This window comes from Bacillus sp. E214 (assembly GCF_008087365.1).
GTDB lineage: Bacteria > Bacillota > Bacilli > Bacillales > Pradoshiaceae > Pradoshia.
In genome coordinates this window covers 291,896-318,453 of the sequence record NZ_VENN01000002.1, presented here as the reverse complement: position 1 = coordinate 318,453, position 26,558 = coordinate 291,896, and the positions used below count along the sequence as shown (strand labels likewise).

The window sequence follows — 26,558 nt, the reverse complement described above, 5'->3', positions numbered from 1 at the left end:
CAAAAAAAGGGTAATAATCTAAATCTCAACATTATAATTCAAAAAAGACACTAGAATAAACCACTCTAGTGTCTTTCCATTTTTATTAAATTGGCTGACAGTATATAACGCTGCGGCGCATCCCCTATATAATCAAACGGATAACACGTAGTGACTGTCAGAACAGGACGTGACTTAGGCACAATAACGGTCCGATCATCTGCATCTACAATGCGGACGCCAAATACTTTATAGGTAAAAGTCCCAGCCGTTGTTTGAACAATCAATTCATCGCCTTTACCAACCTGCCCGAGTTTACGAAATACTGTATCACGATGGCCAGATAGAACTGAATTATCTTTCATTCCAGGCAGTACACTGTCTGCATAGTGTCCTACCCCCTTTTCCAGTTCATCTTCATCTGTTCCTTCAATAATCGGGAGATAAGCTGATATCTTCGGAATAATTAATTCACCAAATTTTTCACCTGTTTTTGGGTAAACTTTATATAAATCATCTAATTGATCCGTATCTTCTGACACAGAAACCGGTGCAGACTCGGGAGTTTCTTCAACATTTACCGGCCCAGGCGCTTTTGCCGTTATAAGAGGCAGACCATACTTCACTATCATGCCAGCACCTATGAGGATCAGAATGCTAGCCAAAAGCACCACTATTCTTGCTTTAGGAATCATGCAGCTTCCTTATTTTTCCGACGGAAAAATAATAGTCCAGCTCCTGCTGCCAAGGCTCCTATTCCTAGTAATACACCTTCAGCATAATTGCCGGCTGTATTAGGCAATTTACCGCCGTTAATTGTTTTATTAATGGCTTTTCCTTCTTTATTCTCGATTTTCCCTGCCTTATTCTCAACCTGTGGCTTTGGAACTGTCTTAACCGGTTCAGTAACCTTATCAATTAAATCAGAACCAAACATTTCTGCTGTAATAATCATGTCTGCAAGTAATTCACCTTGTTTGTTATAAAACTCGATTAGTAAATCTGCCCCATTAGTTGATTCAAGTACCATAAGTTCTTCAATAGAAATAGCCTTCTTGCTGCCATCCTTCGTTAAATAAAATTTAGCTTCCATTTGATAGATATCCAAAACTTCATTAAACAAAGCTACAATCTCTTTCATCTGTGCCTCAGTTAACTCTGAAGAACTCTCAAATTCCGGTAAATTATCTGCTCGTTTTTCTAATTCCAGGAGTTTCTCCTCTAGTGCAGGATCTTCAAAATCTATGGCAGAGATGTGTTTTTCTAAATTCTCCAACTCTTGCCTATCAATTCCGAATTCAGCAAGCCCTTCTAATATTGCATCTATAAACATATAACCTAAAACAGCTGCCTCAAGATCCTCAAGGTATTGATAATTGGATAAGCTATCACTGTTGCTGGATAACAATTCATTTAATTCCTCTAAAGTCATTTCATAATCCACAAGCCATTGTTTCAAGGATTCATCTGTTATTTCAGTGCCCTCAATTTCTTCCCAGCTTAATGCATGTTTTAAAATATTTATAAAAATATAGGTGTCTTCAATTGAGTTAGATTTGTCATAACCATCCTGGTATTCCAATTCAACCATCAATTCATCCCTGCTGGAAAATCCGTATGTTTCCATAAGCTCATTCAAATTTTCTTCAGTTATTTTTTCACCCAATTCTTCTTTCAAATCATCAATTGAGTTATATTCTGTATATTCTTTACCGAGGTATGTAAGTATGAGTTCTTCTAATGTATCTGGTGAAATCCCCTCTGCTTCAGCAAAATCCCCAAAATCTCCTTCATTAATTTCAGCCAAACCGACCACTGGCTTTATTACTGTAAATAACAGCATAAAAGCAACTAAAGACATAACTATCCGTTTCATCTTTTCCCCCCATAAAGTAATGTTACAAAAATATTACACTCCAAATTTAGTATAGTACTAATTAGAAAATATTACCACACGTTTTTTTATTAAATGACACATTCGTATATATTATTCTGACATTTAAGGTTAAAATAACCATATAATACGTTATAATTTGTAATATTATATTTTTCAAGGAGGAATCTAGTTTTGCTGGGTACAAGAAGACAGATCTATTCGCCCCTACATGTGAATAAAAGAACGAGGTTCTCTATTTGGCTTTCCATTATTACTATATGTTTTGTATTTCTCCTACCGTTAGCACTCATGATTGTCTGTGAAACTTTAGTCAGAAAAGACCTAAATTTATACACACTCGGTCAATTTTTTGATTTAAAGACGAAAGCTTTCCTATTAAACTATCTAATTTATTTTTCTGTCATTAATCTATTCTATATACTTCCACGTAAATTGTATTACATTACTTCTCTAGTCATAAGCGGTTTATTCATTCTCTTTACGATTGCCAATCAAATGAAACTTGAATTGCGAAATAGCCCCATTATGTTATCCGATATGAGTCTTATTAAGGAATTGCAGGGGTTAGATAATCTAGAATTACCAATGAAACCTATTATATTGGGACTTGTAATTTTAATTGTCGGTATACTGATCATCTACTTCTTACCAAAAGGGAAAGAATTTTGGATTCCAAAGACTCTACTGTTTACTGGTTCATTCGTTTTTCTCCTTATATTATGGAATGAGAAACCGATATCTCCAATGGCCCAGGCTAATCTTTGGTATACACGCTGGCGACCGGAACTGGGCATCAGCGAAAACGGTTTAATAGGCAATTTCACTCTCTTTGCAAAAAAGGCACAAATTCAGCCGCCAGTGGGGTATTCTGAAGCTAAGATTAAAGAGCTTGCTGAAAAATATCAACCTGACACGAAGCAGCAAACTGTCGAAGAAAACAAAAGACCAAATGTGATTTACATCATGAGTGAAGCATTTGTTGATCCATATACTTGGGGAAAGCAATATTTCACAAAGGATCCCACCCCTAATTTCAGAAAAGCCTTCCAGGAATCTATGCACGGATTTATGTATTCGCCCGAGTATGGCGGAGGAACGGCAAATGTCGAATTTGAGGCGGTAACAGGTTTGAGCAGACAATTCCTCCCCGGAGATGATGTGGCTTATAATCAATATTTAAATCATCCAGTTCCATCAGTTGCAAGAGCATTTAACAAAGCAGGATATCACACTACGGCGATTCACGCTTTCAAGAACTGGTATTATCAGCGTTCCACCGCTTATAAAAACCTGGGTTTCGATCGGTTTATATCCGGTGATTTTATGAATCTTGATTTCCCGTTCAATAGTGGGAATGGCTATCCATCCGATCGACATATGAATGATTCTATTTTAAAAATTGTAAAGGAAAATAAAAATCCTTCCTTTATACATGCCGTTGGACTTGAAGGCCATATGCCATATCCAAGAGAAAAAAATGGTTCCCCTTTTCTTGATAAAGCGAAAATGAAAATGGCTACTTATGAAACCTTTGGTACATATGTGAATAAATTAAACAGTGTGGACAAAGATTTGGGCAGACTGTTGGGGGAACTAAAAAAACTGGAACGACCAACCATTGTTGTCTTTTGGGGTGACCACTTCCCTGGTTTCACACCCTTTCAAACATTGTACGGAAAAGAAGGATTAAATTTTACATCCAGTCTAAATGGAAGTTTTGAGGACTGGATGAAACTTCATAAAGTCCCTTATTTCGTTTGGAACAGCAAGGATAATACACCGTTGGAACGAGATGTAACACCAAATATGTTCAGCCAAATTGTTACAGAAATGGCCGATATCGAAGGTAATGCGGTTACAAACTTGTTGACACAGGTCATGGAAGGCGGAACCTCCTATTTCCCATATAAGCAATTTACAAAGGAAATGGGAGACTATACGAATGAGATGAAGGATTTAGAAATGCTCCAATACGACATGCTTCACGGCAAAAGGTACTTTACGAAGACTGCCTTAGCTACAAAAGGTTCTTCCGACTACATCGTTGGATGGACGAAAAATCCAAAAGTTAACATAACTAAAAGTAATGGGGAAATCCTGATTTATGCTGAAGGAATACCTAAATACGCCAAACTATTTGATGAATCTGATGAAAAGCTAGAGATTACTTGGATAAAATCAGAAGAGGGTAGCTCAACTTTTAAGGTCCAAGGAAAACCGAAAAAGGTTTATTTTGAGGTACAGGATGATCGTAAAACAACTCTACTAAAAACAAAGAAATATTCTGTTGACTAATGACCGAATTGAACCCCCTCATTATTTCAGAGGGGGTTCATTTAAAAGCAATTATATGCCACTTTTCACTTTTACTCTCAATTTTCTTTTTAAAAAGGTAATAATCGATTCTTTTCGGTATTTTTCAAGTTCTTTATGGTACTCTTCCTTAGCCAAATTAATTATTGCCTGTAATCCCTCAGAAACTTTCATTTCATTTAATAAATTTTGAGACAATTGTTCATTTTTTTCTTTCAAATCATCATGATGCTTAAAGATATCTTCCAATATTTTATTCACGGCATGGTCGTTAATATGGTTGGCAAACACTATCCGATGCAATTTTAATAAAAAGTTATGATAATAATCCTCTGTGTAGTGAACATAAAAAGGTCCCCAAGGATGTTCTTTATATGTATGATATTCTTTATCATTTATTTCGATAACTGATACAGGATAATGATCAATTACATATTGATCAAGCTCATCCCAGTACCGGTTTAAGAGCTGTACATTTTCTTTTTTGACACGTCCACTTGTTGCTAAATCAACTAATGTACCATTATCATTGAGAATACTCACATTCCTAGCTTTATGTATTATGACATGACAATTGGGCAATCTCTCATTTAAAAAAGCGAACAGCTTATCTACACTCTGTTTCCACTTCACAAAATATTCTTCTGTATTATTTATTATCGTTAATCTCTCAATGACATCCTTCTCTATTAGGCTTTTATAGTAGGGGGTTTTCCATAATTTCCAGCGATTATCCGTAATATATTGGTCACACTCCAGGGATATTACCCCAAAGTGAATATCAGCGAAAAAATCAACAATTAAATAAGTTGGCTCCAGCTTAATTAAATCTGCAAGGAAACCCTTAGAAAAGTCCGTCTCTACATTCCATCTATCATAATCATCTAAATCACCAATGTCATTTTCGGTATAATTCAATGGATGAGACATCAAGCTTATCAAAGATGTTTGATTTTGCGTCAAGATACAATCATAATATTCTTTATAGCTTGGATTAAACTTTGAATTAAAATTATCCCTTGTTGCACAGCTACCCAAAACAGCTACTTTTATAATATCCATAATAGACTCCTTTTGCATATCTCGATAAATGAATTTTATCATAAAAAGTTCGCCTGTTATATAACAATTCTGTATATTTTATATAATTTCAACCATGCAATATCTAAAAAATCACCTAAAATGAATATTCCTCCTAATTCCTAACCGTCAACCGATATGAACTTGTGTTTCCGATAGTATCAGATAAGTAAACTTTCATGGTTATCTTTAATTTTTACTTTTTGACAGAAACGGAGAAGCTACCAATTTATTCGCTTTCCCTTTTCCTATTAATTTATTGTTGACATTCAACACGACATTCGCATATGGTTCTGTCGTACCTTTTACCTTCGTTGAATTGGGCGAGAATTTATTAATATTGATTAATTTAGGCGCCGTTTTATCCTTCACAATCGTTTTGGTGGCCGGACTCTTATTTCCTGTTTTATCAGTGGTCTGAATGAAGAGTGCCATTCCAGCCTTTTGGGCTGATTTCAGGGTCACTTTAAACTTCCCACACTGTTTGCATTGCCTGATGCCAACAGGCTGTTTCCCTTGCGAACAGTTACTTTTGTGCCTGCTTCTGCTTTTCCTTGAACAACTCTACTATTATTTGCAATACTGTTAATCTTGGGAGCAGCAGGCGGTGTTGTGTCTTTCACCCTTCGCTTGACAGACAACTTTCATTCCCTTTTTCATCGACTAGCTTAATAGAAACAATTGTATCTCCCTTTTGGGGAGGGATATTAATCAACTGATTAAATGTCCGGTCTGAGCTTAACTGCTTTTCAACTTTCGTTTTTCCTGTAATGATAACTTTACCCTTAAATGCTTCTTTATACTGTATACGAATGGCCTTATCTTTATCGGTTAGTTGGCTGACCACCGGGGTGGAAAGCAACCGGTATTTCAGGGCATTCGCCACATTTACCCTGCCCGCTCCATAACTGGTATCTTTCCCCCTTGCCCCAAGGTCATCCGCTGTAGACGCCAACCGATATGTCACCTGCTCATTCGTTAATTTGGGCTCCTTTGATAAAACCAATGCAGCTGCCCCCGCTACAATGGGAGCAGCCATTGAGGTTCACTCATTGACCCGTATTTATTATTAGGAAGAGTAGAGGTTATCTCTGAGCCTGGTGCGGATAGGTCTATCGAAGTCCTGTAATTGGATAAATATGACTTTTTATCAAACTTCGTTTAGAACTGACAGATAACACATTTTGCAATGCTGCCGGGAAGGATGGTCTGGTAGTTTGTTCATTGCCGGCTGCGGCTACATTCAATACACCTTTTTATAAGCAGCCTGAACAGCATCATTAAGTGCTTTTGAGCTTTCATACATCCCGAGGCTCATATTAATAACATCCGCACCTGATTTGGCTGCATATTAAATTCCTTTAATGATATCGGATGTATAAGCTACATCGTTTACAAAAACATTAATCAGCATTATTTTCACTCCAGGGGCAACCCCAGAACCGCCTATTTTATTATTCCCTACCGCAGCAATCAAACCAGCTACGTGCTTACCATGTTCCCCAACAGGCATCTTTTTGTTGGTATTTGCCATAATATCAAATGGCTTAATAATATTAGTAGAAAGATCCGGATGCTTTAGATCAATCCCATTATCAATCACCGCAACGATTGTTTGCTGAGAACCTTTTGTCGTATCCCAGGCTTGCCCTGATTGAATGGCATTATGATGCCATTGTTTATTAAGTAACGGATCATTCGATAATCCATCCAGCGTTACTTTATAATCAGGCTCAGCATAGAGAACCCCAGGATTTTTCTTTAACTCCTTCAAAAATGCAGCCATTGATTTACTATTTGGCTTTTGAAGCGTCATGAGGTTAGTCTTCTTTTCTAGTATCGAACTTCCGTATTGAAGCAATAACCCTATCAGTCGTTTCTTTGCTATTTTTCGAGTTTTGTATAGCTGCTTCGACAGGAGTTAAAGGCGCCAACACCAAAGCGATAATGCTTAGCGCCACTATCATTCTTTTCATTCTACTGCTCCTCTTCTCACTTATATAAATATATAATTCGACCAATTTTACCATTATTCCCTATAAACTCACATAGTTCTTTTTTATCATAAAAATAGAAAAAGTTCCCAAAACCCCTTCCTTGTGTTACCATATTATAGGAGATACTTTCAAAGGGGGAGTCCAAAATGAAATCAAAAGCTGTCGCATTCGCTGCCGTCGCCATACTTTCTGCAACATATGCAGGATCTACATCTGCCGATTCCAATTCATATACAATAAAAAAAGGAGATACCTTGTCGGCTATTGCCAATAAAAGCGGAACAACTGTAGCTGCTCTTAAACAAGTAAACCAACTAAAATCCGACTTGATTTATCCCAACCAAGTATTAAAGATTATATCTACTAGTCCTACCAAACCGGCAACAACTAAAAAGACCGCCCAAGCCAAAATTCCTTCCCAGACAAGCTCTGCTAAAACATATAAAGTTGTATCAGGAGACAGCCTCTCAAAGATTGCAGCCAAGTATAAAGTCTCCATTAACAATCTAATAGAGTGGAATAATCTCAAAAGTACCATCATTTATCCTAATCAGGTGCTTAAACTATCAAAAACTACAGGGACTATTAACCAACCAGATGCCCCTAAGTCCCCCTCCACTTCAAAAACTACAGTATATGTCGTGAAGAGTGGCGATAGCCTAAGCCAAATTGGAAAAAAGTACGGATTAACGGTAGCTAAGCTAAAAACCCTTAACAATCTTAAGTCCGATTTAATTTATGTTGGGCAGAAACTAAAGGTGGCAGTTCTGACTACAACCAATCCACCCAAACAGCCAACTGTACCTAAAACTCCAACTCCATCAACCAATACAACATACTCTGTAAGGGGCGGAGATACGTTGGGCAGAATCAGTCAGCAATATGGAATGACAGTGGCACAGTTAAAATCATTAAATAACCTTAAATCAGATATGATTTATGTAGGACAAACACTAAAGTTATCAGGTAACTCTGCAAGCAAACCAGCTCCTAAACAAGATGAAATTGTACGAGATGATTCAGATAGTCAAATCGGCAATTCCACTTTCACTTCTAGGCTAATCGATGAAAGTAAAAAGGTTATTGGAACCAAATATGTCTTTGGCGGCACCAGCACATCAGGCTTTGACTGCAGTGGTTTTATCTATTATGTATTTAATAAGGCTGGATATGATATTAATCGCTACTCAGCAGCAGGCTATTATGACCGTTCCTATTATGTAGATAATCCGAAGCCTGGCGATTTAGTATTCTTCGAAAATACCTATAAAAAAGGCATTTCACATTTAGGTATTTATATAGGAAATAATCAATTCATTAACGCAGATAATAGCGGCGTCAGAATCGTCAGCTTAAGTAATTCATATTATAAGAAGCACTTTTCCAGCTTTAAGAGATTCTATTAAACCCAACTCCAGCTAAATTATTATTCGGCTGGAGTTTTTATTACTTGCTAAGTCATAGGTAATATGAAATTGTCATTAATCAATAAAGTACTATATGTAATTTTTTCGTCTTATTCAGACAGATATATTATATAATATAAATAGAATGTAATATTTTGTAGAAAACGGGGAGTTATATGAGAACAGATAGAACAAAAAAGAAAAAGATGAAGACCTGGAAAAAGATAGTTTTAGGAATCATTGGACTATTTATTTTAGTTGGAGGCGTATACGCCTTTACGGTGTATCGTTCTTTCGACAATGCGTTAGACGCGATGCATGATCCTATCGATCGGGATGGTTCTAAAAAGAGGGTGGAGAAGGTCAGCTTGAAGGATAAGACACCTTTTTCTGTACTTTTATTAGGTGTAGATGAAAGAGAAGGCGATAAGGGCCGCTCTGATACGATGATTGTTCTGACGGTAAATCCAATCCTCGAATCAGTCAAAATGGTAAGTATCCCTCGTGATACAAGAATGGAAATAATCGGCAGAGGAACTGAGGATAAAATCAACCATGCATATGCCTTTGGCGGTGTCGAAATGTCCATGGATACAGTAGAGAACTTCCTTGATATTCCGATTGATTATTATGCACAAGTGAATATGGAAGGATTTAAAGATATCGTTGATGCTGTTGGTGGCGTCACTGTTGTAAACGATCTTGATTTTACAGCTGATGGTCATCACTTCGCAGAAGGAACCCTTAATTTGAATGGCGAGCAGGCCCTGGCATATTCACGAATGAGATATGAGGATCCACGCGGAGATTTCGGGCGCCAAATGAGGCAAAGGCAAGTTATCCAGGCAGTCCTTAAAGAAGGAGCAAGCCTTTCTTCTTTAACCCGCTTTGATGGTATTTTTGATGCACTTGGTGATAATGTGAAGACTGATATCAGTTTCTCTCAAATGGTCAGTATCCAGCAGAATTACAAGGAAGCAGCCAAGTCGCTAGAACAGCTGCAGCTTGAAGGGCAAGGAACAAAAATAAATAAAATTTATTATTATATTCCTTCAGATGAATCTCTGACAAACCTTCAGGATACGTTAAAGAAACATTTACAAATCAATAAGTAAATAAAAGAAACGGATTAAGCAGCTCGCTTAATCCGTTTCTCATTTATAGATGTTCTTAATCTCTGATTTAATTTCTTCGATGAATTCCTGTGCAGTTAATGTTTCATCTGTTGTTCCCCGAGTGTAGGCATTTCGAATTAGATCCATAAATGCTCTTACCTGAGTATCCTCAGTCTCTCTGTATTTTAGTTCATTAGTCATCCACTTTTCTCCTCCAAAAACCATTACCTAATTATACAAATTAATCTATATGTTGTAAATATCTGAGAGATTTTGACGCACAAAAGTAATACCAGTGAAACAATCATCTATTTAGATGACAAAAAATCTAACGGTCTTTCCTTCCTTTCCCTTTTATAATAGAGAATGGCCTCGACAATACGCCTGGATGCTTCCCCATCTCCATAAGGATTAGATGCTTTCGCCATTTCGGCATGCGCCCCTTCATCTGATAAAAGCTCATTTGCCATATTGAAAATAACATCCTCATCTGTACCCGCGAGCCTCAATGTACCGGCTTCTATTCCTTCCGGCCGCTCTGTCGTGTCTCTTAAAACCAATACCGGAACTCCAAGAGATGGAGCTTCTTCCTGAACACCGCCTGAATCGGTCAGGATTAAATAGGATCTGGAGGCAAAGTTATGAAAATCTATCACATCCAACGGTTCAATTAAATGAATACGCGGATTTTCTCCTAATATTTCAGCTGCCAGTTCTCGAACGACAGGATTTAAATGGACAGGATAGACCACTTGAATATCCTGGTGAACTTCAGTCAAATGCTGAATGGCTTTAAACATATTACGCATCGGCTGACCTTGATTCTCCCGGCGATGAGCGGTCATTAAAACAAGACGGTCTTCGCCCACAGCATCTAAAATAGGATGGGAATAGGTTTCTTTTACGGTTGTTTTCAATGCATCAATCGCTGTATTCCCGGTGATAAAGATTGATTCGTCCGGTTTATTTTCGTTTAACAAATTGAGCTTTGATTGATATGTAGGTGAGAAGTGCAAATCACTTAAGACTCCAGTCAGCTGACGATTCATTTCCTCAGGATATGGAGAATATTTATTATGTGTCCGTAAACCTGCTTCGACATGCCCAACCGGGATGGAATGATAAAATGCTGCAAGGCTTGCTACGAAGGTTGTTGTAGTATCACCATGGACAAGCACAATATCCGGTGTAACCTCCCCCATTACCTCGTGAAGCCCTTCAAGTGCGCGGGTCGTAATCCCTGCCAATGTTTGTTTATCTCTCATAATATTCAAGTCATAATCCGGTTTAATATCAAATATATCAAGTACCTGATCAAGCATTTGACGATGTTGGGCTGTTACCGTAACAATCGTTTCAATTTGCTCTGAATACTTTTCTAACTCTTTAACCAAGGGAGCCATTTTAATCGCTTCCGGCCTTGTACCAAAAACAGTCATTACCTTTATTTTTTGAGCCATCGGAACTCTCCTTTTTTCGACAATCAATAAACGTTGAACTCAAAACTCCAAGTTAGTTCATATATCCTATACTAACAAGTAAGCATCATTTGAACAAAGGAAATATTAAAAACCATCCTCATATTACCATATATATAGATAATAAACTCCATTATTAATATAATCTTTCGCTATTCTCTATTACCCTGAATCATAAACATTATTCTAGGAACTAATAGGCATAATTTACAAATTTCAGTTTTATTCATACACAAATTAATGGTCAGTTAATATTCCTGAAAAAACATCCTACCTCTATCTCATCAACTATATCGAACAGGCTATTTCAGACGCTAAAAAACTTACTGAAATAGCCTATTCAGACGGAAACCAACGTGTTAATATTTGGAAAAGAATAAGAGGTGATCTATGAAGCGAATAGGGATTACAGGTGTAACAGCTCTACTGTGTATTGGATTTTTAGTCTATGGGAATAACCATTATTATGCGGAAATTGAGGAGACCCGTGCAGAAGCGTACAAGCAATACACAGAGGATCAGGCAAACCAGAGCCTAGAAAAAGAACAACTCGAGAATGAACGAAAATCAATTAATGACTAGCAGCAAAAAAAGCTAAAAGAAGCCCAAAAGGTGATCAAAAAAGTGTATGATGACTCGAAGCATCAAAGCAGTGAATTAAAAGGGGTACTACAGGACCTTACTCCTCTAATTGAACAAAAAGGAGACTGAACTGACTAGACTTTAGAGTGTTCAGTCTTTTTTCCGTAAAAAAGAATCCATCCTTTTGCCTATATTCGGGACAAAAGGATTATTTTAGAATCAGAAGGGAATATATATTTTATATACTGAACAAAAAGAGGTGCTAAAATGATACTCTTAAAACATCTTTGGTATGAATATAGACTAAAACGCCTTATCAATAAAGCAGATTCCTGTACGAATCCCGATATGAAAAGGGATTTAAACAATAAAATTTATGACTTACATTTAAAGCTTAACGAAATAGAGAAATTTTATTTTTCAGGTGAACAATCCAATGGATGATTCATTCATATAGATGGAGTAGAATTGGAATACGCTCTGACCATTCTACTCCATAAAACGAACTCATCTTCTCTCCGTTTCGATCAGCCGAGCAATATATTTTAGAACATCCTCTCTTAGCTCTTCATTTTTCAAAGCAAAATCAATCGTTGTCTTGATAAACCCTAGCTTCTCACCTACATCATATCGTTCCCCTTCAAATTCATAGGCATAGACACGCTGGATTTGATTGAGATTTTGAATGGCATCGGTCAACTGAATTTCACCACCCGCTCCTATTTCCATTTCACCGAGAAAATCAAATATCTTTGGCTTAAAAATATATCGCCCAATAATAGCAAGATTAGAAGGTGCTGTTCCTCTCGCCGGCTTTTCAACAAAGCTGCCTACGAGATGGCAACGCCCATCCACCTGAATCGGATCAATAATCCCATACCGGTCGGTTTCATTTTCAGGTACAGCTTTAATGCCAATAACTGATGAATCAAGTACCTCATACTGTTCAATCAATTGCTGTAAGCACGGCTTATCATGGACGACAATATCATCACCGAGCAATACAGCGAATGGCTCATCTCCGATAAAATTACGCGCACACCAGATGGCGTGACCGAGACCTTTTGGTTCCTTTTGGCGGATATAATGAATATTCGCAAGCTCAGAGGGTCTTTGAACCTCCTCCAACAAATCAAATTTGCGCTTTTCCCTCAAATTATGTTCTAATTCAACAGCATGATCAAAATGATCCTCAATGGCTCTTTTTCCTTTACCTGTCACGATGATAATGTCTTCAATTCCGGATGCAACAGCTTCTTCGACTATGTATTGAATGGTCGGTTTATTCACAATTGGCAGCATTTCCTTTGGCATGGCCTTTGTTGCCGGTAAAAATCTTGTTCCAAGACCTGCTGCCGGTATGATGGCTTTCGTAATTTTTTTCATACGCATCCCCTTTATCATCAGTATAATCATTCACTCTATATAACTAATTCCCTAACCTCCATTCTATTCCTCCAAAAGTAAATAAACAGCCCGCTCAAATTTAGTTCTTCTGGGAAAGCAAGATGTAAATAGTATTTCGTAGTAATGATTCCGGCTTTTTACTGGGGGATCAGAAGGATAATGTCTTACAGCAAGACTAGTTAGATTCAACTGTTATAAGTAAATAGAAAAGCGGATTATATAATAAAGATGTAAAATTATCCATCTTCAAAACAGCATTGACAGTTACTTTATCATACTGGTATTTTTAAATTGTTATAATACATAAAATTTTATTCTATTTTTTGACAAAACGCGACTTTGGTCCCTGTTTTATATTTAATACATTTTGTACCATTATATTAAACGCTGAAAAAGCAAAGCTAGCGAAAACTAGTGACGCAAAACTAAAGGGACTAAGGCTCGTCTCATGCTAGCTAAGTCAGCCAGTTACCGAAACGAGGAGGCACGATTTTGAATTACTATCAAACTCCTGAGGAAATGTACAGAAAAAGAAAACTTAAAAAGACTGCAACCTATGCAGGCTTAATTGTAGTAGCTGTCGGAATCATTTTAGGATTACAAGTATTGCTATACAATATGTAAAAAAGAGTGGAACTATGGGTTTCATTCTTTTTTATATTCTTTCTTCTTATCTTTTGATGCTATGAAGAGGGTTCTATCAACGTAGCAATTTTTTATACACATATCTTAATGAATGATCAAAATATTTACACAAAATCATTTGAATAAAAGATGATATTTGAAAACTATTTATATCTTCTTCATTATCCTAGTTTAAAATTCGATGTTCCTTCCTAGAAGATATCGTGAATTGGGGAGTATTTTTGAGGCATTTTATAGTAGAAAAGTGGAGAAAACTTTAATGATTTCTCCACTTTTTTGAAACACTCATTATTTATTTAGAAAATAAAATAATCTATTTCTATTTAATTCTCCGTAAACCATTGTACGTCTTGATACATTTAGAGAATACTGGGTTTAACTTCTATCCTAGTCTTTTGAATTAGTGCAATACCCAGCTATTATTTCGACATATAACCTTTAGGATTATTCTTATGCCAATTCCAAGCATCAGTAATGATTTTTTCTAAAGAATCATACTGCGGTTTCCAACCCAATATGTCTTTTGCTTTCTGTGATGAAGCAATTAAGACAGCAGGATCTCCAGCTCTTCTTTCTTTTACTTCTGCTGGAATAGGATGGTTTGTTATATGTCTTGCTACATCAATAACCTGTTTGACAGAGTATCCATTCCCATTTCCCAGGTTAAAAATATCACTAGGATTTCCTTTTCTTAAATATTCTAATGCTTGATAATGTGCTGATGCTAAATCCATTACATGAATATAATCACGGATGCACGTTCCATCCTCTGTAGGGTAATCATCACCAAACATATAAACTTTATCCCGTTGACCAAGCGGAACCTGCAAAACCAATGGAATAAGATGTGTTTCCGGGTCATGCATCTCTCCTATATTTCCACTTTGATGAGCCCCAGCAGCATTAAAATATCGTAAAGAAACATATTTAATATCATATCCTTGGTCAAACCACTTCATCATTTTTTCCATCGCAAGTTTGGTTTCACCATATGTGTTGGTGGGATTCGTTTCATTATCTTCAACTATAGGAATATTTTTAGGTTCGCCATAAGTAGCTGCTGTAGAGGAAAATACTACTTTATTGACGTTATTGTTTTTCATGACATCCAATAAACACATCATGCCGTAAACATTGTTATGATAGTATTCATGTGGCTTACTCATGCTTTCTCCAACTAATGAGTTAGCAGCAAAGTGAATAACAGCCTCGATATTATGAGACTTAAAGACACGATCTAAAGATTCTTTATCTCTAAGATCAATCTCGTAAAAATGATCAACGTATACTGCCTCTCTATGTCCACTTTGTAAATTATCAACAACAACCACTTCTTCGTTCTGGTCTAAAAAGTACTTCACTGTATGAGAGCCAATATAGCCTGCTCCCCCTGTAATAAGTATCGCCATCCTAACACCTTCTTCTTATCTATTGATATTACCATAATAAAGCTTCCACTTTGCTCATCAAGCTATTCTGAACAGCATCCAGCTTTTCTCTACTATCCACCATCGTTTGGCCCTTCACACCAAAATAGAATTTCGCTTTTGGCTCTGTCCCAGATGGACGTAAAGCAATCCATGATCCATCAGTTAAATGATACTTCAACACGTTCGAACGGGGCAATTCAATTTTCTCTTCTTGTCCATCTACAACTCGAATAGAAGCTAAATAATCGTCAACCGCAATAACTTTCACACCAGCAATTTCAACTAATTGTTCATTTCTAAATGTCTCCATCAATCTTGCAATCTGCTCTGCGCCGTCTTTTCCTTTAAGGGTAATACTTTGCAAGGCTTCTTGATAAAACCCATACTTTTCAAAAATGGATAGCAGTCCTTCGTACAACGTCATGTTCTTCGTTTTATAGTAAGCCGCCACTTCAGCCACGAATATCGCTGATTGAACAGCATCCTTATCACGCACAAAATCTCCAATCAAATAGCCGTAGCTTTCTTCATAACCGAACAAGAAAGTATGTTCATTTGTCTCTTCAAATTCTTTAATCTTCTCTCCAATAAACTTAAAGCCAGTTAAGGTATCCAGTGTAACAATTCCATAATGCTCAGCAATAGCACGACCCATTTCAGATGTTACGATGGTTTTAATGACAACTCCATTTGCAGGAAGCTTTCCTTTTTCCTTCTTCTGAGAAAGCAAATACTCCACCATCAAAGCACCAATTTGGTTTCCCGTTAAGACGACATACTCTCCTGCTTCATTCTTTACCGCTACCCCAAGACGATCGGCATCCGGGTCCGTTCCCATGAGAATATCCGCATCAATCATCTTACCATAACGAATTGCCAATTCGAACGCTGCATGCTCTTCAGGATTGGGGGATTTCACCGTCGAGAAATTTGCATCAGGTAACTCTTGTTCTTTGACAACTGTTACATTTTCAAACCCAAATGCCTTAAGACCTGCACGTACCGGTTTATTCCCTGTCCCATGTAAAGGGGAGTAGACAATTTTCAGCTCTTTCGCTACATCTGCAACCATGTCAGGATTCATTTGCAGTGTAGTTAACTGCTGAATATACGCCTGATCGACCTTTTCCCCTATATATGTTAATACTTCACTTGAAAGAAGTTCCTTTTCTTCCGCGACTTCAACAGTCAATTCATTCTCAACTGCTTCGACATAACGGATAATCGCATCAGCTGCTTCTGGGGGAATCTGCCCCCCGTCTTCTCCGTATACCTTAAATCCATTATACTCAGGTGGATTATGACTTGCTGTAATCACTACTCCAGCGAAAGCGTTCAAATAACGAACCGCAAAGGATAGCACTGGTGTTGGACGTAACTCATCAAATACATATGCTTTAATACCATATTTCCCAACTGTTTTCGCTACCTCTAATGCGAACTCCGGTGATTTGTGACGAGAATCGTAGGCAATGACAACCCCACGCTGTTTTGCTAGCTCTCCTTGTTCCGCTATATAACGAGCAAGCCCCTCTGCTGCTCTTCGAATAGTATAGATGTTCAAACGATTTGTACCAGGCCCCAGTTCTCCGCGCATGCCACCGGTACCAAATTCTAAGTGCTTATAAAATAGGTCTTCTAAAATCTTTGGATCCTCTTTAAGTTCATTTAATTTTTCTTTAAGATCATCATTAAGCTGTTCAAATGATAGCCATTTATCTGCATTACTTTTCCAGTTCACTCATTATTCTCCTCTCTTATTCTATATTGGTTTAACTTTTAAACAATCTACCTGCAACTTCTCATCATTACTATTAAAATTTATAAACACAATAACTTATCTTTACCTGCCAAAACATCCCTTTTTACCTGGCAGCATTCTTCTTACTTTTTATTAATAATTTCATATCATCCAAATCAGTCTCGTCATAAACATTTCATGTAAATAATCAAAAATGTAGTCAAACCTCTAAAGGGTATTGAACATGGATAAACGAAGGGGTTTTTCATAATCGGTTCTGTCTGGGAAGTTTCTTTGAGCATCCCAATACGTTTCTATGTTACATCAAAATTCTGCTTCATTTAGCTACTGGTTGATTTGCACAGAAAAAAGCGGGACTTATCTCTCTAAGAAATAAGTCCCGCTTTAAAATTAAACAAGTGCAGCTTCTAAGCTATTAACTGTTTTTCTACCAATAGATTCATAAACAACATTCGCTTTTTTAGCAGATGTTAAGTTATAGCAGTTACGACCATCAAGGATAATTGGGTTCCTCATTAACTGGCTATACTTCGCTAAATCAAAATCTTTAACTTCATCCCATTCAGTAAAGATAAAACAAATGTCTGCATCTTTAAGAGTTTCTTCTATTGAGTTGCAATACGTAATTTCATTAGGATATATCTTCTTATAGTTATCAACACCAACTGGATCCCATGCTTTTACTTTTGCTCCATCCTCAAGTATCAATGGAATACTTACTAATGAAGGCGCTTCTCTTAAATCATCCGTTCCAGGCTTGAACGTTAACCCTAATACCGCAACATTTAACCCTTGTAGATTATTATAGTACTTACGTGATTTCTTAAATAACTTAAGTTTTTGATTCTCATTAACATCAATCGCAGCCTTAACTGTTTTCAACTCAGTATCATAGAAATTTGCTATCCAATGTAATGCCTTTGTATCTTTAGGGAAACAAGAACCGCCATAGCCAATCCCAGCATTTAAGAAACGATTTCCTATACGACCATCAAGGCCCATACCAAGCGCAACATCTTCAATATCTGCTCCAATGGTTTCACATAGGTTCGCAATTTCATTGATAAATGAGATTTTTAGTGCCAGAAAATCATTGGAAGCGTATTTAATCATCTCTGCGCTCTTACGATTTGTCACAACGATAGGTGCATTAAACCCTTTATAAACCTCTTTTAAAACCTCCGCAGCGTAATCTTCTTCAGCACCAATTACAACTCTAGAAGCCTGCAAAGTATCACGAACTGCTGTTCCTTGAGCCAAAAACTCTGGGTTAGAAGCAATATAAACATTGACGTCATGAATTAAATTTCGTTTAATCATTTCCTCAACCTTATCGTTCGTCCCAATAGGCACAGTAGATTTAACAACAACAACACAGTCTTTTTCTATACTCCGAGAAATCTGATCAGCTACTTCATAAACATAGGTTAAATTAGCGGATCCATCAGCTTTTTCAGGAGTACCCACACCGATAAAAATTACGTCAGCATCTTTATAAGCAGCATGATAATCAGTTGTATATGTTAACCGTTCCTTGTTTTTCTTCATTAACTCTTCTAAGCCAGGCTCATAAATTGGAGAAACTCCTGCTTCCATGATAGCTACTTTATTTTCATCAATATCTACACAAGTAACAGAGTGACCATGCTCTGCAAGACAAACTCCTGTTACTAAACCAACGTATCCTGTTCCAGCTACTGCAATTTTCATATTGCTCACCTCATATTTATGGATTATTTTAAACTTGTTATCTAATAGACCACTTATACTATACTAGTATAATAATTTTTAGTAGTATTGTACCACTATTAAATGAATATATAGCTACGATTTCAATAACTTGAGTATTCCCTTTGCCACTCTACTAGCCTCATTACTAAACTTGTTATCTCTTATATTTGTTGATTCATATAGTCCCTTTATAAATTCAGAATCAACTTCAAAGGATTTAAAATCATCCCATTCTATTGTCTTACATAAATTACGTTCCTTTAAATACTGAATGGTATTTTGATCTTCTCTCATTGATTGCCTGTTAACGAGCAATAATGGGGTATTGGAGCACAGTGCCTCCCCAATCATTCCCCAACCAGCCTTTGATATAACCAGATTTGATGCTGCTATATAGTTTTGTGTCTCAATGTAGTCAATTGGTACTTGATAGACATTTTCCCGAATTACCTTAACATTAGTGGATACAATAAAAGATACATTTGGACTATCCCAAATAGGTAAACTTTCAAGTAAATCGAGGTCAATCTTCATACCAAGTCCTAGAAATACTATATTATTATTACCTGTAGGGTTAATTAACTGTTGAATTCGGTTAACCTCTTTTTCATCTATAGCCCTTGAGAAAAATCCATAGTCCTGAACTTTACTATTCCATGGCTCTTGACTACCCGCCAAGGAAAAATAATGATCCATTTTTTGATATGCTTCTTTAAAGGGTTGTAAGTCTTGTTCTTCTATTAATTCCTGATAAGCTGTATACCATGTAAAGTTTGATATACCAATTGAAGGAATACTTAATTTGTTTGCTGCTTCAATACCCAGTGGAGATATATCTGATATCACCAATCTAACATTATTAATTTCTAAAAAATCACTTTCTTCCTTTACTTTGGTCTCCCAATCAAGGAGATAACTTTTATATTCTCTAAATAATAACCTTTTATCAGGATATATTGAGTTTTCCTTCAAAAAGTACCCTATATCTGTCTGAATGATTTTATAAGTGACTCGTTTATTCTGAATCGAGCTCTTAATAAAGTTATGTGCAAACGAATGACAAACAATAATACTCACCTTGGGATCTTTCAGTAATTCCCTAATAACAGCTATACTTCTCGAAGCATGACCATATCCATAGTCTGAAATATAGTAGGCGATGGTTTTCAATTCAATCTCCTCACACTAAAAAGGGAAAGAACCTCCATTATTCCCCAATTAATTATATAATTACTTTTGCCTTTGATTTAGTAAAGTGTGTAATAACCTCATCCCACTCAAAGCAAAGGCGGACAAAATCTTCATCACTAATCTCCGCACCTGTTTGTACCTCAACGAACTCTAATTCTGAAAGAGCTTTAATTCCGTGTTTCTTCCCTGCAGGAAGGTGAATAATGTCTCCTGCCTTGACACGAGTAATATGATTATCTAATGCCAATTCTCCTACGCCACGAACAATTGTCCATACTTCATCCCGTAAATTATGGAAATGATAACTCGAGTTTTTTCCATCATAAATACAGATACGCTTAGTTACCATTTCATTTCCATCATCATATTTCGCATAATCAAGTACTCTTGACCATCCCCAAATGCGTTCCTCATACATTGGAGGTTGATTTAAACCGCCAATTAACTCCTTAATTTTAGGACTTGATTCTTTATCGGCAACTAGAATCCCATCTGGACTTGCAGCTACAACAATATCTTTTGTTCCGATAACTGTTACCGGAATATCAAGTTCATTAATCAAGTGAGTATTAACCGAGTCCTCACTAAGAATACCCTTACCTATTTGAGAAGTTGCCATTTCTTCAGTTAGGGTATTCCAAGTACCAAGATCCTTCCAATATCCATCATAGGGTAAAGCAACAATATGACCGGCTTTTTCAACCACTTCATAGTCAAAGCTTATTTTCGGTAAATGTTTATATTTATGAACAAGCTCATCATATTGAAGCGGCAAATTTTTTTCTAATAAAATATTAATTAAATATTCTAATTTAAAAGCAAAGACACCGCAGTTCCATAGAGCATTCATATCAATTAAAGTTTGTGCTTTTTCCTCGCATGGTTTCTCTGTAAAATAATTTACCGTAAAATAGTTATCACCTTCAACATTCCCTTTAGGAACTATATAGCCGTATTTTGATGAAGGATAAGTTGGCTTAACTCCTACCAATGCTAAATCAGCTTGGGAATCAATTAAGACTTGCTCAAGCTCTTTAATCTTTTCAAAAAAACTGTCTTCCACATAAGGATCAACAGGTAGGATTACAATATACTCATCAAGGGATACAGTTTTTATAGAATGTAGATATGAAGCTGCAAGGGCAATGGCTGGGAATGTATCTCTTCTCTCTGGCTCAATAATAAGAGGAACACCCGTACCCACTTGACTTTGAATCATGTCTCTCTGCATTTTTGAGGTAGCAATCACAGCAGAGTCTGCAAGGCCTACTGTTTCTATTTGTCTCCAAACACGCTGCACCATAGATAGTTTCTCTTCATTCTTATTCATTAACACTTTTAAAAACTGTTTGGACCTAGTGTCATTTGATAAAGGCCATAAGCGTTTTCCTGAACCACCCGATAATAAAACTAGTTTCATGTAATTTCCCCCCTAAGAAAAAAAAAAAAAAAACCAATCGACGATTAGTTCTTTACTATTCCTATATAACAGTATTTAATTAATTTTACTTGAAATTTTTATAATCTTTTTAGCAGCTCGCGATATTTATTAATTGAGATTTCTTTTTTGAGGAATTTTTCCAAGTAAATCCTACCGTTTGTGCCAAGTTGTTTACGTTCTTGATCGCTTAATTTATAAAGTTCTTGTATTGCTTCTTTTATACTAGAATAATCCTTCGGTTCAACTACTACGCCGTTATTGCTATCCTCAATTAAACGCTGAGCTTCACTCCCATGCTCCAACACACCTAGTATAGGCTTACCAGCTGCCATCACTCCATATATTTTACTGGGTACTGATACACCTTTAATCCCTTTTTGATTGACTACAAGATGCACATCGGCAGCGTTCAAGGAATACTTAATAAAATCTTTAGGTTGATATGGAATAAATACTACATTGCTAAGATTATGTTCCATCACGTACTCTTCCATCTGTAGTTTTACAGCACCTTCTCCAATAAAAAGGAAAATAATATCCGATTGATGTTTAAATTCCTTGGTAATATGAATAATATTTTCCAAATCATAATAAAGACCAATGTTCCCTGAGTACATTACAATAAACTTTTCTTGCAGATTATGGTCATTTAGAAAGGCCATAATTTTGTCATGACTTTTCTCCAAGGGTACAATATCATCTTCATCCGTCCAATTATTTATAACCGTAAAATTAGGTACCTTCTTATTAGAAAATCGATTAATCAATGTCTCAACCATATCTTGACCTACTAAAACAACGTGATCTGCATAACGGCAATTTAATTTATCAATAAACATTGCTATCTTAAAAATAAATTGTTTATTCGTATACGAAACCACCTCTGCTTGCTCAGGGTTAAAATCTTGGATGTTATATACATGTTTAGAACGTTTCAAAAACTTTCCAATGGTACCAATTAGCCCACCTAAAACAGGAGGTTGAGAAATAGTATAAATAATATCAGGTTTCTTCACTTTTAGAAGAGCCAAATTCGCTAAAAGGAAATATGAGAATATATAACGTATTCTACTAAGTTTGGAAGTTTTATTTACCTTTGGAACTTTAATTCGGATAACTTTAATATTCTCCAAATAATCTAAATCAAATAATTTACTAGCGTTTTGATTTTCTCCAGCATAGCCTGGTTGGGCAGCAATTACAGTAATCTTAAAGTCACTTTGAAGATTTTTACAAAGCTCAGTCATCAACTGACCAGTCGAAGCTAAATCCGGATAAAAATAGTTAATAACAAATACTATTTTTTTCAACTTAATATTCCTCTTTCTCTTTAGGTCTTTTCTTTATAAACTTTGCAGGAGAACCCCCGTGCACCTCGCTTGCAGGTATATCTTTAGTGACTGTACTTCTAGCAGCTGCAACAGCCATTTCATGGATGGTAACACCCGGATGGATAAATACATCACTTGCAATCCAAGCTCCATCTTTAATTTTAATTGGTTTTGTAATTAATCCAAAGTAGGGGTCTTTTAAATCGTGTGTACCAGTACATAGATATGACTTTTGCGAAATAACACAATTTTCCCCAATTTCAATCTTATCAAGACTATAAAGATTCACATCGTCACCAATCCACGAATAATTTCCTATAGTAATTTTCCATGGATAAGTAAATTTTGCCGAGGATCTAATTTTTACTTTTTTTCCTATCTTGGCCCCAAAAAGTTTTAATAGGTATATACGCCAGTTGTACATATTATGAAACGAATATCGAAAGATTGTACCTTGAATAAACCACCATAATAAAACAACTACACTCGATCTACCTCTTGAGTACCATGATTGGTTATATTTCTCTAATTCAACCTTCATGTTCTATAACCTCTTTGAATATTTGATCTAATCTTTGCAAATAGTCCATCTCTTTAAATTTACTTAATATATGTTTTCTGTTCTCATTTGCAATATTGAATAATAATTGTTTATCAGATAAATTTAATATAGCATTAGCAATATCTTTGGAATCTTTTTCTTTAACAAGAATACCATTTTCGTTAGTGACAATATCAGGAATTCCCGCATGCCTTGTTGTTATAATAGCAAGTCCATTTCCCATAGCCTCTATAATGGAAATAGGCTGCCCCTCCTTAGGATAGTATGTGGGTAATGCAAAAATATCACATTTTAGGAGTAGTTCCTTCTTTTTTTCTCCTTTTACTATACCATGGTATTTTACTTTTTCACTTATACCATTCATAGAGATAAAGCTTAAAAAGTCATTTTTTTCGTCGTCGTTAAAAAATGCCCCTGCAAAATGAAATTCTATATTTTTACTCTGTAAAATTAAAGCTGCATTTAAAATATCCATATATCCCTTACTTTTAATAAAATTACTTAAATAAAGTACTTTAATATTTCCCTCATTACTTTGAAGATTTCTTAGCTTTTTTTCAAATAAATCTTTATCTAATAAGCTTGTATCTTCAATGAAATTCTCACAGACTCTGAGCTTACTACCCGGTACTATATCTAAAAATAAATTCTTTAATCCTTCACTAAGAACAACCATTAGATCAATTTTACTTAATAATTTATAGTTAACCTTTTTCTGTATTAGATTGAATGAACCATATAATTTTTGGTAATATCCACCGTGATAATGAATAATTATCTTTTTTTTCATTTTTATTAAGACCATTAATATAAGCATATCACGTAAATTTCCAAGTTTTGTTTGTGCTATCGTAAAATAATAAATATCAGCATTATATTTCTTTAATAAACTTAAATTATATAAAATTAATTTATTATTAGTTATATCAATTTTATATAATTTGTACTTGTTGTTTAAGTAACTAGAGTCAACAATAGTTTCCAAAGCCTTTGAGAGACCATGTATTGGTGGTGGAAATTGACCGATAATACATACTTTTTTCTTAGACACTATATCACCTTATTAATATTTATTTCGCTGAATTTTTTTGTACATCTGCTTAACTCTTTTATATAGACCTATCCTTTTTAGAAATATTCCAACATAATTATAGTACCTCAAGTTATAGTGCTTCGAAAATTGAACAAGTATTTCTTTACTCACTCCTATATTTTCTAACTCAAAACTATAATTATCTAACATTTTTGAGTCCCTCATTTTACTTAGCGAACCATGTGTTGATTCTCCCTCTAGCCCTATATTTTTAATAAGGGAATATCTCGGATAAACTGTGTAAGTATTTTGGATGAACTGATTATAACACCATCTAATTGCCCATGAATCTATTGTACCTTTTATTTGATCTTCAAGCATTTTGGCCATGTCATTTCCAGCCCTATTAAATTGTTTTCTTTTAACTTTATTTTTCTTGAATTGTTGATAATCCTCTATATTCCAATCTATACTGTTCCATCTATCAATCCATGTTGCCCATCCCCAAGAACATCCTCTTGGTATTAAGTAGATGTCGGATTTGTAGTACTGAGGAAATTCTATTTTTGGTGAATATCCTGAAATAGACCAAATATTTATATCAGATTGATAAAATTGCAATGATTTATTCATATATTCAAGAAAAGATGTTGAAGTTATTAAATCATCTTCCAACACTATTACTTTTCCATATTGTAAAATAATTTTGGAAACACCATTGATAACCGAATTTGCCAGCCCACAATTTTTATCTGAAATAAAAACTTCGACATTTTTAAAACCTTGGATATTATTAATAATTTCTCTTACTTTACTAACATTTATGTTCTGTTCACTATTTTTTGGACCATCTGAGAAAATAAATAAGGAACTTTCCTTAGCTAATTTGTTCCTTTTTAAAGCTTCTATAGTTTTAAGAGTAGATTCAGGACGATTATATACAAAAAGTAGAATTGGAGCTAAATTATTCATATCTTCACCTATTTATAAAAAATAATACTTTTTAGTTAGTTTTAAAGAATACATACTTTTTTTAAAAATAAATCATATATTTTCTTTATAAATTTTTTCTAAAATCATATTTTGTTTCCTTATATTGAAATTTTCTTCAGTATACTTAATCCCATTTTCACCGAATTGAGTTGCGATATCTTTATTGTTTAAAAGATATAATAATTTTGTAGCTAATTCTTCTGTATCTTTTGGTTTGCATAATATGCCAGTTTCACCATCTATCACTGCCTCTTTGATTCCACCCGTTTTAAAACTAACAATTGGCAACCCATTTGAACTAGCTTCTAAAAATACCATTCCCAACCCCTCTGACTCCCCAGTTTCTATCTCGACACTTGGCACACAAAATATATTTGATTGTCTCATGATATCCATTACTCTAGTATGTGGAAGTTTTCCTAAAAAAATAAAATTAGATAGTTTTTTTTGAGCATAACTTTCTAATTCCTTTTTCAGTGGCCCTTCTCCTATTACTATTAGCTTTGCATCTCTGTAATTCCTTTGAACAGTCTGCATGGCATCAATTAAATAATTTAACCCTTTATTTTCTACTAGTCTCCCAACAAAGAGTATAATTTTCTCATTAGAGATACTATTATTAACAATATTATTATTTTTATGTTCTATTTTTATTCCGGTGTAATGGACTACTATTTTATCTTCAGGGCAACCATTTTCAATTAATTTTTCTTTTATATAATTAGAAACTGCAATAACTTTAGTTGAGTCACTAAATATTTTTTGTTGATTTTTATAATATTTTTTTAACCAGATACTATTTGCATTCTCTTTCTTTCTTGTTATATCTGAGCCATGAAAAGTCACAAAAAAGGGAAGTCCTAGTTTCTTTGCTAATTTTAAACCATTTACTGCATCCGGCCCAAAATGTGCATGTATTAGTACTGGGTTCAATCTTTTGATATAGGAAGTTAAAAAAAAGTTAAAACCAGTAATTTTATTTATATAATATTTAAGTTTTCCAAATGCAGATCCATTACTTAACGTTATCACACTACGCTCTTTTAAATTAATACCATCAATTTTTTTTAAACCGACATAATAAGGTTTAAAATTAACTAATTCATTAGTTTGATCATAAATAAATGTTTCTGAATAACCCAATAACCATTCTCTATATATAATAATATTTTTTTTCATTATAAT

At 35.2% G+C, this 26,558-nt stretch carries 26 protein-coding genes, 1 pseudogene and 1 riboswitch; of the genes and pseudogenes, 6 read left to right on the top strand and 21 right to left on the bottom strand.

Annotated features, from left to right (window positions below; genetic code table 11):
* Positions 1-65: 65 nt before the first annotated feature.
* Positions 66-611 (bottom strand): class D sortase, encoded by a 546-nt coding sequence (locus FHY47_RS10810; RefSeq protein WP_262366005.1) that lies wholly within the window; start codon positions 609-611, stop codon positions 66-68.
* A gap of 59 nt (positions 612-670) precedes the next feature.
* Entirely contained in the window at positions 671-1,855 is a 1,185-nt protein-coding gene (locus tag FHY47_RS10805) for a processed acidic surface protein (RefSeq protein ID WP_148630565.1), read from the bottom strand.
* 231 nt (positions 1,856-2,086) lie between these two features.
* Between FHY47_RS10805 and FHY47_RS10800 the strand changes: the two genes are divergently transcribed.
* Positions 2,087-4,171, top strand: coding sequence for an LTA synthase family protein (locus FHY47_RS10800; protein ID WP_148630563.1), 2,085 nt, complete (start codon positions 2,087-2,089; stop codon positions 4,169-4,171).
* A 51-nt stretch (positions 4,172-4,222) separates the two neighbouring features.
* Here FHY47_RS10800 and FHY47_RS10795 read toward each other — a convergent pair whose 3' ends face one another.
* The 6 genes and pseudogenes from FHY47_RS10795 to FHY47_RS18960 all read right to left on the bottom strand — a co-directional run bounded on the left by FHY47_RS10795 (position 4,223) and on the right by FHY47_RS18960 (position 7,236).
* Complete coding sequence (locus tag FHY47_RS10795; protein ID WP_148630561.1) at positions 4,223-5,251, bottom strand: DUF6270 domain-containing protein; 1,029 nt, start codon at positions 5,249-5,251, stop codon at positions 4,223-4,225.
* 207 nt (positions 5,252-5,458) lie between these two features.
* Positions 5,459-5,892 (bottom strand): annotated as a pseudogene (locus FHY47_RS19245) (Ig-like domain-containing protein).
* Positions 5,889-6,308 carry a S8 family serine peptidase gene (locus FHY47_RS10785; protein ID WP_148630557.1) on the bottom strand — a complete coding sequence of 140 codons (420 nt, stop codon included), beginning with the start codon at positions 6,306-6,308 and terminating at the stop codon, positions 5,889-5,891. Before FHY47_RS10785 ends, FHY47_RS19245 begins: the two are co-directional and overlap by 4 nt.
* A 73-nt stretch (positions 6,309-6,381) precedes the next feature.
* Positions 6,382-6,516, bottom strand: a complete 135-nt coding sequence (locus FHY47_RS19240) for a hypothetical protein (protein WP_262365999.1) — start codon at positions 6,514-6,516, stop codon at positions 6,382-6,384.
* A gap of 104 nt (positions 6,517-6,620) precedes the next feature.
* Positions 6,621-7,085 carry a S8 family serine peptidase gene (locus FHY47_RS10780; RefSeq protein WP_148630555.1) on the bottom strand — a complete coding sequence of 155 codons (465 nt, stop codon included), beginning with the start codon at positions 7,083-7,085 and terminating at the stop codon, positions 6,621-6,623.
* 4 nt (positions 7,086-7,089) lie between these two features.
* Positions 7,090-7,236: a hypothetical protein gene (locus FHY47_RS18960; protein WP_187393479.1), complete on the bottom strand. Its 147-nt coding sequence runs from the start codon at positions 7,234-7,236 to the stop codon at positions 7,090-7,092.
* A 176-nt stretch (positions 7,237-7,412) separates the two neighbouring features.
* Between FHY47_RS18960 and FHY47_RS10775 the strand changes: the two genes are divergently transcribed.
* Positions 7,413-8,672, top strand: a complete 1,260-nt coding sequence (locus FHY47_RS10775) for a C40 family peptidase (RefSeq protein ID WP_148630554.1) — start codon at positions 7,413-7,415, stop codon at positions 8,670-8,672.
* 176 nt (positions 8,673-8,848) lie between these two features.
* On the top strand, positions 8,849-9,787 hold the full coding sequence (gene tagU / locus FHY47_RS10770) for a polyisoprenyl-teichoic acid--peptidoglycan teichoic acid transferase TagU (protein ID WP_148630552.1): 939 nt from the start codon (positions 8,849-8,851) through the stop codon (positions 9,785-9,787).
* 39 nt (positions 9,788-9,826) lie between these two features.
* On the opposite strand, the gene FHY47_RS18955 is transcribed toward tagU, so the two are convergent.
* Together FHY47_RS18955 and wecB are read right to left on the bottom strand one after the other, a co-directional pair.
* On the bottom strand, positions 9,827-9,988 hold the full coding sequence (locus FHY47_RS18955; RefSeq protein ID WP_187393478.1) for a YwzD family small protein: 162 nt from the start codon (positions 9,986-9,988) through the stop codon (positions 9,827-9,829).
* A 107-nt stretch (positions 9,989-10,095) separates the two neighbouring features.
* Entirely contained in the window at positions 10,096-11,247 is a 1,152-nt protein-coding gene (gene wecB, locus FHY47_RS10765; protein ID WP_148630551.1) for a non-hydrolyzing UDP-N-acetylglucosamine 2-epimerase, read from the bottom strand.
* A 408-nt stretch (positions 11,248-11,655) separates the two neighbouring features.
* On the opposite strand from wecB, the gene FHY47_RS10760 reads away from it, so the two are divergent.
* Complete coding sequence (locus FHY47_RS10760) at positions 11,656-11,847, top strand: hypothetical protein (protein WP_148630549.1); 192 nt, start codon at positions 11,656-11,658, stop codon at positions 11,845-11,847.
* Positions 11,848-12,114: 267 nt separating this feature from the next.
* The gene (locus FHY47_RS18950) at positions 12,115-12,291 is read left to right on the top strand and encodes a hypothetical protein (protein WP_187393477.1); all 177 of its coding nucleotides are present in this window, start codon (positions 12,115-12,117) and stop codon (positions 12,289-12,291) included.
* A 63-nt stretch (positions 12,292-12,354) separates the two neighbouring features.
* On the opposite strand, the gene galU is transcribed toward FHY47_RS18950, so the two are convergent.
* The gene (galU, locus tag FHY47_RS10755) at positions 12,355-13,233 is read right to left on the bottom strand and encodes a UTP--glucose-1-phosphate uridylyltransferase GalU (RefSeq protein WP_148630547.1); all 879 of its coding nucleotides are present in this window, start codon (positions 13,231-13,233) and stop codon (positions 12,355-12,357) included.
* A 405-nt stretch (positions 13,234-13,638) separates the two neighbouring features.
* Positions 13,639-13,730: riboswitch (cyclic di-GMP riboswitch) on the top strand.
* 16 nt (positions 13,731-13,746) lie between these two features.
* On the opposite strand from galU, the gene FHY47_RS19235 reads away from it, so the two are divergent.
* Complete coding sequence (locus tag FHY47_RS19235) at positions 13,747-13,878, top strand: hypothetical protein (RefSeq protein ID WP_258188215.1); 132 nt, start codon at positions 13,747-13,749, stop codon at positions 13,876-13,878.
* Between the two features lie 440 nt (positions 13,879-14,318).
* Here FHY47_RS19235 and galE read toward each other — a convergent pair whose 3' ends face one another.
* The 10 genes from galE to FHY47_RS10705 all read right to left on the bottom strand — a co-directional run bounded on the left by galE (position 14,319) and on the right by FHY47_RS10705 (position 26,552).
* Complete coding sequence (galE, locus tag FHY47_RS10750) at positions 14,319-15,308, bottom strand: UDP-glucose 4-epimerase GalE (protein WP_148630544.1); 990 nt, start codon at positions 15,306-15,308, stop codon at positions 14,319-14,321.
* A gap of 28 nt (positions 15,309-15,336) precedes the next feature.
* Entirely contained in the window at positions 15,337-17,070 is a 1,734-nt protein-coding gene (locus FHY47_RS10745) for a phospho-sugar mutase (RefSeq protein ID WP_148630542.1), read from the bottom strand.
* Positions 17,071-17,481: 411 nt separating this feature from the next.
* Positions 17,482-18,801, bottom strand: a complete 1,320-nt coding sequence (locus FHY47_RS10740; RefSeq protein ID WP_148630540.1) for a UDP-glucose dehydrogenase family protein — start codon at positions 18,799-18,801, stop codon at positions 17,482-17,484.
* Between the two features lie 114 nt (positions 18,802-18,915).
* Entirely contained in the window at positions 18,916-19,992 is a 1,077-nt protein-coding gene (locus FHY47_RS10735) for a glycosyltransferase family protein (RefSeq protein ID WP_148630538.1), read from the bottom strand.
* A gap of 52 nt (positions 19,993-20,044) precedes the next feature.
* Positions 20,045-21,433 carry a sugar phosphate nucleotidyltransferase gene (locus FHY47_RS10730; protein WP_148630536.1) on the bottom strand — a complete coding sequence of 463 codons (1,389 nt, stop codon included), beginning with the start codon at positions 21,431-21,433 and terminating at the stop codon, positions 20,045-20,047.
* A 98-nt stretch (positions 21,434-21,531) separates the two neighbouring features.
* On the bottom strand, positions 21,532-22,764 hold the full coding sequence (locus FHY47_RS10725) for a glycosyltransferase family 4 protein (protein ID WP_262365998.1): 1,233 nt from the start codon (positions 22,762-22,764) through the stop codon (positions 21,532-21,534).
* Position 22,765: 1 nt separating this feature from the next.
* Positions 22,766-23,326 (bottom strand): WcaF family extracellular polysaccharide biosynthesis acetyltransferase, encoded by a 561-nt coding sequence (locus FHY47_RS10720; protein WP_148630534.1) that lies wholly within the window; start codon positions 23,324-23,326, stop codon positions 22,766-22,768.
* Complete coding sequence (locus FHY47_RS10715) at positions 23,316-24,398, bottom strand: glycosyltransferase family 4 protein (RefSeq protein WP_148630532.1); 1,083 nt, start codon at positions 24,396-24,398, stop codon at positions 23,316-23,318. The genes FHY47_RS10720 and FHY47_RS10715 overlap by 11 nt, the downstream gene beginning before the upstream one ends.
* Positions 24,399-24,410: 12 nt before the next feature.
* Entirely contained in the window at positions 24,411-25,352 is a 942-nt protein-coding gene (locus tag FHY47_RS10710) for a glycosyltransferase family protein (protein ID WP_148630530.1), read from the bottom strand.
* Between the two features lie 72 nt (positions 25,353-25,424).
* Positions 25,425-26,552, bottom strand: coding sequence for a glycosyltransferase (locus FHY47_RS10705; protein WP_148630528.1), 1,128 nt, complete (start codon positions 26,550-26,552; stop codon positions 25,425-25,427).
* Positions 26,553-26,558 lie beyond the last annotated feature (6 nt).